The sequence below is a fragment of the Tropicimonas sp. S265A genome (assembly GCF_049800835.1).
Taxonomy (GTDB): Bacteria; Pseudomonadota; Alphaproteobacteria; order Rhodobacterales; family Rhodobacteraceae; genus Dinoroseobacter.
In genome coordinates, this window is record NZ_JBNAFU010000005.1 from 147,637 (window position 1) to 160,608 (window position 12,972).

General features: G+C 62.5%; 10 protein-coding genes and 1 tRNA gene. 8 read left to right on the plus strand and 3 right to left on the minus strand.

The window, feature by feature from the left end; translation table 11 throughout:
- Window positions 1-245 precede the first annotated feature (245 nt).
- The 4 genes from ACP15N_RS13755 (at window position 246) to ACP15N_RS13770 (ending at window position 4,477) form a co-directional block, all read left to right on the plus strand.
- Window positions 246-1,091 (plus strand): hypothetical protein, encoded by an 846-nt coding sequence (locus ACP15N_RS13755; protein ID WP_425092885.1) that lies wholly within the window; start codon window positions 246-248, stop codon window positions 1,089-1,091.
- A gap of 122 nt (window positions 1,092-1,213) precedes the next feature.
- Window positions 1,214-2,206, plus strand: a complete 993-nt coding sequence (locus ACP15N_RS13760; protein WP_425092886.1) for an endonuclease/exonuclease/phosphatase family protein — start codon at window positions 1,214-1,216, stop codon at window positions 2,204-2,206.
- 58 nt (window positions 2,207-2,264) lie between these two features.
- A complete protein-coding gene (gene leuB / locus ACP15N_RS13765) occupies window positions 2,265-3,371 on the plus strand; it encodes a 3-isopropylmalate dehydrogenase (protein WP_425092887.1) in 1,107 nt (368 codons plus the stop codon).
- Window positions 3,372-3,505: 134 nt separating this feature from the next.
- Window positions 3,506-4,477: a DMT family transporter gene (locus tag ACP15N_RS13770; RefSeq protein ID WP_425092888.1), complete on the plus strand. Its 972-nt coding sequence runs from the start codon at window positions 3,506-3,508 to the stop codon at window positions 4,475-4,477.
- Here ACP15N_RS13770 and ACP15N_RS13775 read toward each other — a convergent pair.
- A complete protein-coding gene (locus tag ACP15N_RS13775; protein WP_425092889.1) occupies window positions 4,474-5,343 on the minus strand; it encodes a lysophospholipid acyltransferase family protein in 870 nt (289 codons plus the stop codon). The genes ACP15N_RS13770 and ACP15N_RS13775 overlap by 4 nt on opposite strands.
- Window positions 5,344-5,471: 128 nt before the next feature.
- Here ACP15N_RS13775 and ACP15N_RS13780 point away from each other — a divergent pair.
- Window positions 5,472-5,548 (plus strand) — tRNA-Pro (locus ACP15N_RS13780).
- A 12-nt stretch (window positions 5,549-5,560) separates the two neighbouring features.
- On the opposite strand, the gene gyrB is transcribed toward ACP15N_RS13780, so the two are convergent.
- Together gyrB and ACP15N_RS13790 are read right to left on the minus strand one after the other, a co-directional pair.
- Window positions 5,561-7,978 carry a DNA topoisomerase (ATP-hydrolyzing) subunit B gene (gyrB, locus tag ACP15N_RS13785; RefSeq protein WP_425092890.1) on the minus strand — a complete coding sequence of 806 codons (2,418 nt, stop codon included), beginning with the start codon at window positions 7,976-7,978 and terminating at the stop codon, window positions 5,561-5,563.
- Between the two features lie 79 nt (window positions 7,979-8,057).
- Window positions 8,058-8,678, minus strand: coding sequence for a LysE family translocator (locus ACP15N_RS13790; RefSeq protein WP_425092891.1), 621 nt, complete (start codon window positions 8,676-8,678; stop codon window positions 8,058-8,060).
- Between the two features lie 120 nt (window positions 8,679-8,798).
- Between ACP15N_RS13790 and ACP15N_RS13795 the strand changes: the two genes are divergently transcribed.
- The 3 genes from ACP15N_RS13795 to ACP15N_RS13805 are packed head-to-tail and all read left to right on the plus strand — an operon-like array spanning window position 8,799 to window position 12,926.
- Window positions 8,799-9,458 (plus strand): ABC transporter ATP-binding protein, encoded by a 660-nt coding sequence (locus ACP15N_RS13795; RefSeq protein WP_425092892.1) that lies wholly within the window; start codon window positions 8,799-8,801, stop codon window positions 9,456-9,458.
- 2 nt (window positions 9,459-9,460) lie between these two features.
- On the plus strand, window positions 9,461-11,863 hold the full coding sequence (locus tag ACP15N_RS13800) for an FtsX-like permease family protein (RefSeq protein ID WP_425092980.1): 2,403 nt from the start codon (window positions 9,461-9,463) through the stop codon (window positions 11,861-11,863).
- Window positions 11,853-12,926 carry a lipocalin-like domain-containing protein gene (locus ACP15N_RS13805; protein ID WP_425092893.1) on the plus strand — a complete coding sequence of 358 codons (1,074 nt, stop codon included), beginning with the start codon at window positions 11,853-11,855 and terminating at the stop codon, window positions 12,924-12,926. The genes ACP15N_RS13800 and ACP15N_RS13805 overlap by 11 nt, the downstream gene beginning before the upstream one ends.
- The last annotated feature ends 46 nt before the right edge of the window (window positions 12,927-12,972 follow it).

The following is a 12,972-nucleotide window of genomic DNA, read 5'->3' on the forward strand; positions in this document are numbered from 1 at the left end:
AAACGCTGCCTGCAAAGCGGGCAGCGGCCCCCTGCGATCGGCGGGAACCCGCCGCCAAATCCAAGCATCCGGTGTAAAATAGCCACGCGAGCCTGTATAAATCGGCAGGTTGACGGGGCATTAACGTTAATTGTTGCCGTGATTCCCCTGAAGATTAATACTTACCCAACGATGCGCGGGTATGTGCGTATCTTCCGGAGGTTGCCCTACGCGGCAATGCAGGCGCCGGGCATGAGGAACAGGTAGTGATCGCAAGGATCATCGGAGCATTGGCGAGGGCCTTTCTCGTGGTGTTGTTTATCACCACGCCCTCTCTTCTTTTGCCGACGATCACCGAAGACAGCGCGCAAGCAGTGGCCCTTGTTTCCATCTTTGCCGCCGTGTTCACGTTGGTCGAATACGGGTCACGGTACCCTTCCATGGTCGAGTTTCGTTTTGCAGCCCCGTTCAACCGCCTCAGGTTCGCGGGGCTTTTTCTGACAGTCTTCATGTTGTCGCTGATCTTTCGCGGCATTACTGAGCCTGACAATCTGACAGAGTTCATCACGCTTGTCGGGCGCCTGGTCGGCTATGTCATCGATCTGCCCTACAGCCCCGTCCGGCTTGTGATGGAGAGCTTCGTCCCCGTCGTCGAAAGTGACGTTCTCGAAGTGATCCGCGCCGCTGTGGGGCTGAGCTACGTGATTGCGCTCTTGATGCTGGCGGTGTTCATCGTGGCGCTGCACCTCAACCGCTGGCCGTCCGAAAGCGCGGCCTTCAACGTCTGGGTGAACATGCCCCTGTTCGAGCCGACTCTCGGCGTGGACATCGTTGCGCGCCTCAATCGCGACGCAATGATTAACGTCGTGTTAGGAGTTTGTTTGCCATTTATCCTTCCGGTGGTGACACGGTACGGAACCGGTTATTTCGACCCGCGCGAAATCGTGTCTCCCCAACCGTTGATCTGGATGGTGGCGTTTTGGGCGTTCTTGCCGGCAAGTCTGATCATGCGCGGGATCGCGATGAAACGGGTGGCAACGATGATCGCCAACCTGCGCCGCGAACGCGCGGATCTGGCAGCGCAACATGGCGGAGACTGGCAAACCATCTAATCGGGTGTCTCCTGCTTGCTGCAAGCAGTGGCGCGGGGCTCGCCCAAGCGCCGGAAAAACTGCGCATTGCCTACTTTCATACCGAACTGTCCGCGCGCGGCCCCGGCTTGCTGCTCAGGGACTTGCTCAAGACCCCCTTGCCGGAAAAACCTGCTGCTGTTGCATCGGTCATAACCGGCGTTGCGCCGGACATCCTTCTCGTTTCAGGGTTCGACTATGATGCCGGACACCACGCGCTAACCGCCTTTCAGAGGACCCTCGCGCGGCAGGGGCATCCGCTGCCCCACGCCTATACCGCGGCACCAAATCGGGGGCGGCCCACCGGTCTGGATATCGACAGGGACGGTCGACTTGGCGAGCCGGAGGACACACAGGGATTTGCAACATTCCGGGGGGCGGGTGGCATGGCGCTTCTGTCGCGCTTTCCCATCCAGCATGCCGAGGTGGAGGATTTCTCTGAACTGCTCTGGTCTGACTTTCCCGCCGCAAACCTGCCCTTTGAGCCGAACGGGCCAGAAGCGGCAGTGCTCAGGTTGTCAACTTCGGGGCATTGGCGCGTGCCCGTGCAACTGCCCAACGGCGCGCATATTCAGATCTTGAGCCTCCATGCCACACCGCCGGTCTTTGACGGACCCGAGGATCGAAACGGACGCCGCAATGCAGACCAGTTGCGGTTCTGGGCCGATTTCCTGAACGGTTGGCACCCGCTGCGCGGCACCGTCGCACCGCCCCGACATGCCGTCGTGCTGGGCACGCTGAACGCGGACCCGGCGGACGGCGAGGCACGATCCGGCGCCGTGTCTGCGCTGCTCAACCACCCGGCGTTGCAGGATCCGCGGCCGGCCTCCGAGGGCGGAGCACGGGCGGCGGCAGAACAGGGCGGCATCAACGGCCAACATCTTGGCCCGGCGATGCTTGACACGGTGGACTGGCCAGACGATCTGCGCGGGGCACCCGGCAACTTGCGCGTTGACTATATTCTGCCTGCCAGAGGTCTGCGCGTGCTGGATGCCGGGGTGCACTGGCCGATCGAGGGCAACGCTGCAAAGACCGCGCAGGCAGCCTCTCGCCACCGGCTGGTCTGGGTCGATATCGCCACTCCGCCCGCACCTTGACCCTGCCCGCCCAAGGCGATACCCGATCCGGCGAACACCGCACCGGAGACTTGTACAGATGACGAACCCATCCCTTCTTATCCTCGCCGGTGACGGCATCGGCCCGGAAGTCATGGCCGAGGTGCGCAAGATCATCGACTGGTACGGAGCCAAGCGCGGTCTCGTCTTTGATGTGTCCGAGGATCTGGTGGGCGGAGCGGCCTATGACGTCCACGGCATCCCGCTCGCGGATGCCACGATGGATAAGGCGCAGGAGGTCGACGCCGTTCTTCTTGGCGCAGTTGGCGGACCGAAATATGATGTCCTCGATTTCTCGGTCAAACCCGAACGCGGCCTGCTGCGCCTGCGCAAGGAGATGGACCTCTACTCCAACCTGCGCCCCGCCCAGTGCTTTGATGCCTTGGCAGATTTCTCATCGCTGAAGAAAGACATCGTTGCGGGTCTCGATATCATGATCATCCGCGAACTGACCTCGGGCGTCTATTTCGGCGAGCCGCGCGGCATCCACAAGGAAGGCAACGAGCGGGTGGGCATCAACACCCAGCGCTACACCGAGAGCGAGATCGCCCGCGTTGCGCGGTCTGCGTTTGAAATGGCCAAGCGCCGCAACAACAAGGTCTGCTCGATGGAGAAGGCCAACGTGATGGAAAGCGGTATCCTCTGGCGCGATGTGGTCACCGAGGTTCACGAGGCCGAGTACCCGGAGGTGGAACTGACCCACATGTACGCTGACGCGGGTGCGATGCAGCTTGTGCGCGCACCCAAGCAGTTCGACGTGATCGTGACCGACAACCTCTTTGGCGACATGCTGTCAGATGCAGCCGCGATGCTGACAGGATCGCTTGGGATGCTGCCCTCTGCGTCGCTCGGGGCCCCGATGGCAAACGGACGCCCCAAAGCGCTCTACGAGCCGGTCCACGGCTCAGCGCCCGACATTGCCGGCACGGGCAAGGCCAACCCCTGTGCCTGCATCCTGAGCTTCGCAATGGCGCTCCGCTATTCATTTGATCAGGGCGACGAGGCGACACGGCTTGAAAACGCGGTCGAGGCGGTACTGGCAAGTGGCGTGCGCACCGGCGATCTGATGCAGGCGGCCGATGCCACGCCGGCCACAACGAGCCAGATGGGTGACGCCGTGATTGCAGCGCTCGACGCCAGCCTCTGACCTGACCAGCCATGCGCTGCGAACATGCCGCCCTGACCGGGGCGGCATTTCTATTTTTGCCCAATCTGCGATACCCCCCGCTGGTCCCCTGAGTCTCGGGACGTGTTCTAGGGCAATCGACGGAGACGGCCGCAATGGCCAAGACGAACCTCAATGGGGCGCTTCTGGCGCTGGCAGCTTTTGCGATTTTCGCGGTGCACGACGCCGTGGTGAAAACCCTTGGCGGTTCCTACGCGCCGTTTCAGATCATGTTTTTCGGGGTGATGTTCAGCTTTCCGCTGACCATCCTGATGATGATGCGCGACACGTCATTGGCAAATCTGCGACCGCGCCACCCGTGGTGGACAGCCCTGCGCACCGGCGCCGCCGTGATCACCGGGGTGTCCGCATTCTACGCATTCGCAACACTACCCCTGGCACAGGTCTACGCGATCCTCTTTGCCTCGCCCCTGCTGATCACGGTGCTGTCGATTCCGATCCTGGGGGAGAAAGTGCGTGTTCGGCGCTGGATTGCGGTTTTGGTTGGCCTGATCGGTGTTCTGGTGGTGCTCCGCCCCGGCCAAACTGAATTGTCGCTTGGCCATATCGCGGCGCTGGTCGCAGCTTGTAGTGGCGCGCTGGCGTCGGTGATCGTGCGCAAGATAGGACGCGAGGAACGCAGCGTCGTCCTGCTGCTTTATCCGATGATGGCAAACTTCGTGCTGATGGGAGCCGCGCTGCCCTTTGTCTATCGTCCGATGCCGCTTGAGCATCTGGGCGCCGTCGGTCTGATGGCAGGTCTGGGGGTTCTTGCCGGGCTGGTGCTGATCAAGGCCTACCGCGCCGGCGAGGCTGCGATCATTGCGCCGATGCAGTATTCCCAGATCATCTGGGCGTCGCTTTTCGGGGTGTTGCTGTTCAACGAATCCATCGATCGGGAAACCTTGATTGGTGCGGCAATTGTCATCGGCTCAGGCCTCTATATCGTCCTGCGGGAGAGCCGTGGAAGTTCGTCCGAGAATACGCCCGTTCTGCGCACGCGTACCCCACCCGAAACAGGCACGGCCCCCAGGATCAGCAGCCTGTTGTCGGAAGAGGAAAAATCCGCGACGCCCAAGGGGTCTTAGGTTTTCCAGCGGCGGTGCGGCCAGAGCCACTGGTCGGGATGCGCCCCGATCTGAGCGGATGCACATTCATTGAAGGCGCGCATCATCTCCTCGGGCGTGGTGTGCGGCAGGGGCGCGTGAAACGTTACCTCCACCCTGTTGTCGGCGTCTGCGCGGATGCAGAACACAGGTACCAGGACGGCGTCGAATTTCAGCGCAAGCTCGGCGGCGGCCAGCGCGGTCATCGCGTCATGGCCCAGAAAGGGAAGCATGACGCCGTTCATCTGGTACTGGTCCGCAAGGATCGCCATCGGCTTTCCCGCGCGCAGTTGGGCGAGCAAATCACGCAAGCCTTCGCGCCCCTTGGGAATCAACGGCTCGCCGGACGCACTGATCCCGCGTTTCCAGACCCCGTTCAGATAGGGATTGTTCAGAGGGCGAAACAGCGCTCCGACCTCAAGCCCCATCTTGTCGCGCAAATGGATGCGCGCGGCGTCCCATTGCCCGAAATGCGCGCTGATCAGCAAGATCGGCTGACCGGCTTCCTGCGCGGCCTCAATCGCGGCAAGACCGGGGCCGGACACGGCAAAAGGCAGGTGCTTTTTCTGATGCTCTTCTCCGAACAGGATCTCGGTCAGGGTGCGCCCGATCTGGGTGCCAACGGCGCTGCAGAACCGGCGTGCGTCGGCGTCCGCCATTTCGGGCCGGGCAAGTTTGACGTTCTCAAGAATTCGCGCACGCACCGGGGACACGACGCGGGCAGCAAACCCGAACAAAAGCCCACCAAGTTTCACCCGCGCGCGAAAGGGGAGGACCCGCGCGAGGTTCAGAAACACAAACAACGGTATCGACGTGAGCAGATACACAAAGCGCGATGAAGACGACATGGTGCGCAAGCTCTAGCGTTTTGGCCCCGTGGCGACCAGCCCTCACACGCCGCCTGCGACACCGATTGAAATCACGTGCACAGCGCTTGCAAACGCCCCGAGAAAGCGCTACGCCCCGGCCATTCGGTCGGGCTGTAGCGCAGCCTGGTAGCGCACCTGCTTCGGGAGCAGGGGGTCGGAGGTTCGAATCCTCTCAGCCCGACCAAATAGCACGTCCTCAGAAATCCAAGTTCTCCACGCTCAGCGCGTTCTGCTGGATGAAGGCGCGACGCGGCTCCACCACGTCGCCCATGAGCTTGGTGAAGATGTCGTCGGCGTCTGCCAGATCCGCGACCTTGACCTGCAACAGCGTGCGCGCTTCGGGGTCCAGTGTGGTTTCCCAAAGCTGATCGGGGTTCATTTCGCCCAGTCCCTTGTAGCGCTGAAGGGTCAGACCCTTTTCGCCCTCTTCAAGAATGGCGCGCAGCAATTCCATCGGACCATGAATCGGTGTCTCACGGTCCTTGCGCATCAGTTTGGCGGGGTTGCGGTAGACGTCGCGACTTTCCTGGCTGACCGAGGACAGCTTGCGCGCCTCGCCCGAGCGGAGAACCGCGCCATCCAACGTGCGCAGCTCTTCAACGCCACGCAGGACACGGCTCAGGCGGATGCCGTGATCCTGCGTGATCCGACCTTCCCAACCGCGTTCATATTCAACGGCGACCAGATCCAGCCGTGCGGCGACCTCGTCGGCCACAGCTTGCAGGTCCGCGTCTGCGCGGCCCGGATCGAACGCGCCTGCAAGAGCGGCCTGCTCAAGGATCTGACGCGGGTAGTGCGTTGGAAAGGCGTCGAGAATACGCTTGAACGCGCGCGCAGCCTCGACCACGCGACCAAGGTCCTGACCTGCGATTTCCTCGCCGGTGGGCAGGCGGAGAACCGCGCCTTCGATGCCCTGCGCAATCAGGTAATCCTCCAGTGCGGACTGGTCCTTCAGGTACACCTCCGACTTGCCGCGCGCGACCTTGTAGAGCGGTGGTTGCGCGATGTAGAGGTACCCGCCCTCGATAATCTCGGGCATCTGGCGGAAGAAGAACGTGAGCAACAGGGTGCGGATATGCGCGCCATCCACATCGGCATCCGTCATGATGACGATCTTGTGGTAGCGCAGCTTTTCGATGTTGAACTCGTCGCGCCCGATACCTGTGCCAAGCGCGGTGATCAGAGTACCGATCTCCTGACTGGACAACATCCGGTCAAACCGCGCGCGTTCCACGTTCAGGATCTTGCCGCGCAGGGGCAGAACCGCCTGATTGTGCCGCGACCGGCCCTGTTTGGCCGATCCACCCGCGCTGTCACCTTCCACGAGGAACAGTTCCGAATTCGCCGGGTCCTTTTCCTGACAATCGGCCAGCTTGCCGGGCAGGCTTGCGACATCCATCGCGGTCTTGCGCCGGGTCAGTTCACGCGCCTTGCGAGCGGCCTCGCGCGCCAGGGCGGCCTCCACGATCTTGCCGACGATCTGGCGCGCCTCGGTCGGGTTTTCCTCGAACCATTCGGCGAGCTTTTCATTGACCAGCCCTTCAACGGCAGGGCGGACTTCGGAACTGACCAGTTTGTCCTTCGTCTGGGAACTGAATTTCGGGTCTGGCACCTTCACGGACAGCACACAGGTCAAACCCTCGCGAGCATCGTCGCCGGTGAAGTTAATCTTTTCCTTTTTCGCGATCCCGCTGGAACCTGCGTAGTTGTTGATGGTCCGGGTCAGTGCCCCGCGAAAGCCCGCCAGATGCGTGCCGCCGTCGCGCTGCGGAATGTTGTTCGTGAATGGCAGGACAGTTTCGTGGTAGCTGTCATTCCACCACATCGCGATCTCGACCCCGATGCCGTCCTTCTCGCCGTCTATGAAGATCGGCTCCTCCATGACGGCGGTTTTCGAGCGGTCGAGGTATTTGACGAACTCGCGCACGCCCCCTTCGTAATAAAGCTCGGATCGCAGCGGTTCTGCCGGTCGTTCATCTTCGAGGATGATGCGCACGCCGGAGTTCAGGAATGCCAGCTCGCGCAGGCGCGTCTCCAGTGTCTTGAACACATAATCGAGGTCAGAAAACGTGTCGGTCGACGCAAGAAAGCGCACCTCGGTGCCGGTTTCCTGCCCGGCGTCACCGACAACCTTGAGGTGCTCTGCGGTTTCGCCCCCCTCGAATCGCGCGACATGTTCCTTGCCATCGCGCCAGATGCGCAGTTCCAGCCAGTCGGACAGGGCGTTGACGACTGACACGCCGACGCCGTGCAGACCGCCGGACACTTTGTAGGAATTGCTGTCGAACTTACCGCCGGCGTGCAGTTGGGTCATGATGACTTCGGCCGCGCTGACGCCTTCCTCGGGGTGGATATCCACCGGAATCCCACGGCCATTATCGCGCACCGAAACGCTGTTATCGGCATGAATCTTGACGTTCACGAAGTCCGCGTGACCGGCCAGAGCCTCGTCAATTCCGTTATCGACGACCTCATACACCATGTGGTGCAGTCCAGAGCCGTCATCGGTATCACCGATATACATTCCCGGGCGCTTGCGGACCGCCTCCAACCCCTTGAGAACTTTGATAGATTCGGCGTCGTATTCGCCCTGCGCGTTCGCGGTCTCGGTCATGCGAGAATTCCTGATTATTGTTAGGACATTTATACAAGCGCTGGGGGCGGTTGTCACGTAGAAGACACAAGATATGGGGTCAGGACAGGGGAATTGCCAAACCCACGCTTATCAGCAGCCAACCAGAGATTACATTGACCCGCCTGAGCGTGCCGGGGCGGGTGATGATCCGGCGGGCGCGGTCAATGAAACCGGCCAGAATGAGGTTGCCGATCAGCGGTACGGCCATGGAAATCGCAGCGATTGCCCAGATGTCCGAAGTGGTCACATTCGCCAGATCGAAGAAGCCCGGAAGCACTCCCATGTAGAACAGGATTGCCTTGGGGTTGCCGAGGATCACGGCCATGCCTGCAAGAAACCCCGCCCACATCCCCGGACGCGTCAGCCGATTGTCCGAGGCGATTGCCTTGTCCGCATTTCGGATCAGAAGCGCCCCCATGCCGATGAAAACCGCTGATGCGACCAGCCGCAATGCCACCATCACGCCGTCAACGGTTTGCACGACAAACGAAAGCCCGAGGATTGCCAGCACCGGCCACAGCGCATCCCCGACCATCACCCCCAGCGCAAGGGGCCAGGCGGCCCGAAATCCGCCCGACACCGCCCGCGCCGTGAGGGCCAGCCAGACCGGACCGGGGGTCAGGAACAGGACAAACAGCGCGCCCGCATAGAGCATCAAGTCTGACATCGACAGGGTCATGGCACACCGAAAGTCCGGATCAGGGGCAACGCGGCACGCTAGCCTGCGGCAATTCAGGCCACAAGGGCGGGTGCACAAGCCCGCGGTACGCCCTAGCTTGCACCGCAAGGAGATGCAGTCATGGCATTGGTTCTGACAGGTATTCATAAATCCTTCCCGTCCAGTGACGGGCAGGTTGATGTACTGCGTGGCATAGACCTGAGCGTGGCGCCGGGCGAAAGCGTGGCGCTGACCGGGGAAAGTGGTTCTGGCAAAAGCACCTTGCTGCACATCGCGGGCGGGTTGGAGGTTGCGGATGCAGGTCGGGTCATGCTGGGCAACACGGATCTGATGTCTCAGGACGATGCCGGGCGGGCCGCGCTGCGTCGCGAGAAGTTCGGGATCGTGTTCCAGCAGTTCAATCTGATTCCGTCTCTGAACGTCGCCGACAACATTGCCTTTCAGGCGCGTCTGGCCGGAACCCACGACGCCATGCACTGCAAGGTGCTGTCGGACAAACTGGGTCTAGAGGGGCTGGATCGGCGCTATCCGGAGCAGCTCTCGGGTGGCCAACAGCAGCGTGTCGCGATCGGCCGGGCGCTTGCCGGAAGACCGACCGTCGTTCTTGCAGACGAACCCACGGGAAATCTCGACGAGGAAACCGCAGACACCGTTTTGTCCCTGATGCAGGATCTGGTCGCACAAACGGATGCGGCATTGCTCATGGTCACGCATTCAGCCCGTTTGGCCGCGAAACTTGACCGGCGCGTTCACCTCAGCCACGGGCGCATCGCGGCATGACGATGTTTCTGACCGCCCTCGGTGCGCTGATGTCGTATTGGCGGCGCCATCCCGGGCAACTGGTCACTCTGCTGGGTGGTCTGGCCATCGCAACGGCGCTCTGGTCCGGCGTGCAAGCGATCAATGCAGAGGCACGTGCGAGCTATGCAGAGGCCGCCTCGGCACTCGGCCAGGACGAACTGGACAGGCTGGTCAACCCCGATGGCCCCTTCTCGCAAGACGTCTACATCGCGTTACGACGCGCGGGCTGGGCGGTCTCTCCGGTAATCGAGGGCACGATCACCCGCGATAGCGGCGTGATCCGGATCCTTGGCATCGATCCCATCACGGCACCGCCTGCGGCACAGGCCATCGACCTGAGCCAGACCGGTGACCTGCGCGCTTTTCTTGCAGGCGAGATGTACGGCCCCCCTGAACTTGTCTCCCGGTTGGGCGAAAGTGGCATTGCAGGACAGCTTCGCGCCTCGGCAAGTCTGCCCGCCAACACGCTGCTGATGGACATCGGACAGGCACAACAAATGCTGGACCAACGCGGTCTTGTCAGTCACCTCCTCCTGTGGCCAACGCAGCATGAGGGCTTGGTACCGATCCCCGGGATTGCCCCGGCGCTCGAGCGCGCAGGCCCCGACGCTCGCTCCGATGTGGCGAGCCTCACGGACAGTTTTCACCTGAACCTGACAGCGTTCGGGCTGCTGTCCTTCGCGGTCGGTCTCTTCATTGTGCACTCCGCCATCGGACTGGCGTTCGAGCAGCGGCGCGGGTTGTTCAGAACCCTGCGCGCGCTGGGTGTTCCGGCACGCACTCTGGTGGGTCTGTTGGCAGCGGAAACCCTGACCTTCGCTCTGGTCGCCGGCCTGGTCGGGATGGTTGCGGGCTACGGGATTGCGGTTGCGTTGCTGCCGGATGTCGCGGCGACATTGCAAGGGCTCTATGGTGCAACGGTGGACGGCGCCCTAAGCCTGCGGCCCGCGTGGTGGATCGGCGGGTTGGCGATCGCGGTTCTGGGTGCGGGGGTTGCTGCGGCGCAGAGCCTTTGGCGGATCTGGCGTCTGCCGATCTTCGCCCCCGCCCAACCGCGTGCCTGGGTCCGGGCGTCGGAGGCCGGGTTGCGGCTCCAAGCGCTGGTTGCGTTGGGCTTGATCGGTCTGGCCAGTCTGCTGGGCGCTTTCGGTGCCGGGCTGCTGGCCGGGTTTGCAATGCTAGGCTTCGGGCTGGTCGGGGCGGCGCTGCTTTTGCCGGTTGTACTATCTGCCCTGCTCCGTGCCGGATCGCGGCTCAGCACCGGACCTTTGGGCCAATGGTTCTGGGCCGATACACGGCAGCAGCTGCCCGGGCTGTCGCTGGCGTTGATGGCCCTGCTGCTGGCACTGGCGGCAAATATCGGTGTGTCGACCATGGTTGGCAGTTTCCGACTGACGTTTACCGGTTGGCTCGACCAGCGGCTGGCCTCCGAGGTTTACGTGACTGCCCGGTCCGAGGCCGAGGCCGAAGCCCTGCGCACGTGGCTTGCGCCGAGGGTCGACGCCATCCTGCCGATCTGGAACCTGGAAGCGCGGCTGGCGGGGCAACCCGGAGAGGTCTACGGCGTCGCGGACCATCCGACCTATCGCGACAACTGGCCTTTGCTGGCGGCGGCGCCGGATGTTTGGGACCAGGTTGCGCAGGGCACAGGTGTGCTGATCAACGAGCAGTTGTCACGCCGCGAGGGGTTGCTGCCCGGGGACACCGTGCGCCTGCCGCAAGGATGGGACGCGCCCATCGCGGGGATTTACTCGGACTATGGTAACCCCGAACCGCAGGCGATGGTGGGACTCTCTGCTTTTGCAGAGCGGTATCCGGACACCCCGCGCCTGCGCTATGCGCTGCGGGTCCCCGCGGAGGAGGCAGATGCGTTGATGCAGGCTATGCAGTCCGAATTCGGCCTGCCCGCCGACACCATGATTGATCAGGCCAGCATCAAGGCGATCTCTCTTCAGATTTTCGAGCGGACTTTCACGGTGACCGGGGCGCTGAACATCCTGACCCTTTCGGTGGCGGCGATTGCCATGCTGACGTCGCTTCTGACGCTTGCCCGGATGCGCCTTCCGCAACTTGCCCCGGTCTGGGCGCTTGGGATGACGCGCGGGCGGCTGGCACAACTTGAAATTCTGCGCACCGCCTTGCTGGGGGCGTTGACCGCGATTGCAGCACTGCCCGTGGGGCTGGTGCTCGCATGGGTCCTGCTGGCTGTCATCAACGTGGAGGCGTTCGGGTGGCGGTTGCCGATGCACCTGTTCCCGCGTGACTGGGCCGTGCTGGCTGTGCTTGCGGTAGCCACAGCGGTCATCGCTGCCGCATGGCCCGCACGCAGGCTGGCGACCCGCGCGCCCGGAGACCTGCTCAAGGTGTTTGCAAATGAACGTTAGGCCCCTGCTTCTTGCCGGCCTATTTGCGCTTGGCGTCGTGCCGCCCGTTGGAGCCCAAGGGTTCGCGGGCCTGGGCGAGGCCGTGGAAGACAGCTTTACCAATCCTGAGCCGAATCCCGACTTTGATTTCCCCGCCGACCACGGCGCGCATCCAGACTACCGCATCGAATGGTGGTACCTGACGGCCAACCTGACCGGCCCGGACGGACAGGAGTACGGTATCCAGTGGACGCTGTTTCGCTCCGCTCTTGCACCAACGCAAACAGATGACTGGGACAGCCCTCAGATCTGGATGGGGCATGCCGGGCTGACGACACAGGACCAACACTTCGTCGCCGAAACCCTTGCCCGCGACGGGATCGGGCAGGCTGGGGTTTCCGCAGATCCGTTCGTCGCATACATCGACGATTGGGAGATGCGCTCAACCGCTGCTCCGGGTGCGGATGCGCTGTCGGCGCTTGAGCTTTCCGCGCGCGGGCCGGCGTTTTCCTATGCATTGGAACTGACCGCGGATGGGCCGCTCGTCTTTCAGGGCGATCGCGGATTCTCGGTGAAGTCCGAAAGTGGTCAGGCAAGCTACTACTACTCGCAACCCTTCTACGAGGTTTCGGGCATGTTGAACCTGCCGGGCAGCCCGGTGCAGGTCACGGGATCCGCATGGCTGGACCGCGAGTGGTCCTCACAGCCGCTGGATGAGACGCAGTCGGGCTGGGACTGGTTTTCCCTGCACCTTGAAACCGGAGAGCGGGTCATGGGGTTTCGCCTTCGGTCAACCGACGGGGCGGACTACACGTCCGGAACGTGGATCGCACCCGACGGCGCGTCGACGCCCCTGCCGAACGGAGCTTTTCAGATCGCGCCGCTGGAGGAGACGCAGGTCAACGGACGGATGGTGCCCACCGCATGGCAGGTCCGCATCCCCGACCGGGGTCTCGACATCAGGACACGCCCTCTGAACGCGCAGAGCTGGATGGACACCCTCTTTCCCTATTGGGAAGGCCCGATCCGTTTCGACGGCACTCATTCCGGCCGCGGCTACCTTGAAATGACCGGATATGAGTGACGCTTTTTGTCGCTCTTCAAAAAAATTCATAAAATCAATTATTTAG

Excerpts from the sequence above, each read along its gene's own strand:
- ACP15N_RS13790 (WP_425092891.1), bottom strand. The coding sequence starts at position 8,678 with ATGACCCTGTCGATGTCAGACTTGATGCTCTATGCGGGCGCGCTGTTT.
- ACP15N_RS13805 (WP_425092893.1), top strand. The coding sequence starts at position 11,853 with ATGAACGTTAGGCCCCTGCTTCTTGCCGGCCTATTTGCGCTTGGCGTC.
- ACP15N_RS13770 (WP_425092888.1), top strand. The coding sequence starts at position 3,506 with ATGGCCAAGACGAACCTCAATGGGGCGCTTCTGGCGCTGGCAGCTTTT.
- gyrB (WP_425092890.1), bottom strand. The coding sequence starts at position 7,978 with ATGACCGAGACCGCGAACGCGCAGGGCGAATACGACGCCGAATCTATC.
- ACP15N_RS13800 (WP_425092980.1), top strand. The coding sequence starts at position 9,461 with ATGTTTCTGACCGCCCTCGGTGCGCTGATGTCGTATTGGCGGCGCCAT.
- ACP15N_RS13775 (WP_425092889.1), bottom strand. The coding sequence starts at position 5,343 with ATGTCGTCTTCATCGCGCTTTGTGTATCTGCTCACGTCGATACCGTTG.
- leuB (WP_425092887.1), top strand. The coding sequence starts at position 2,265 with ATGACGAACCCATCCCTTCTTATCCTCGCCGGTGACGGCATCGGCCCG.
- ACP15N_RS13795 (WP_425092892.1), top strand. The coding sequence starts at position 8,799 with ATGGCATTGGTTCTGACAGGTATTCATAAATCCTTCCCGTCCAGTGAC.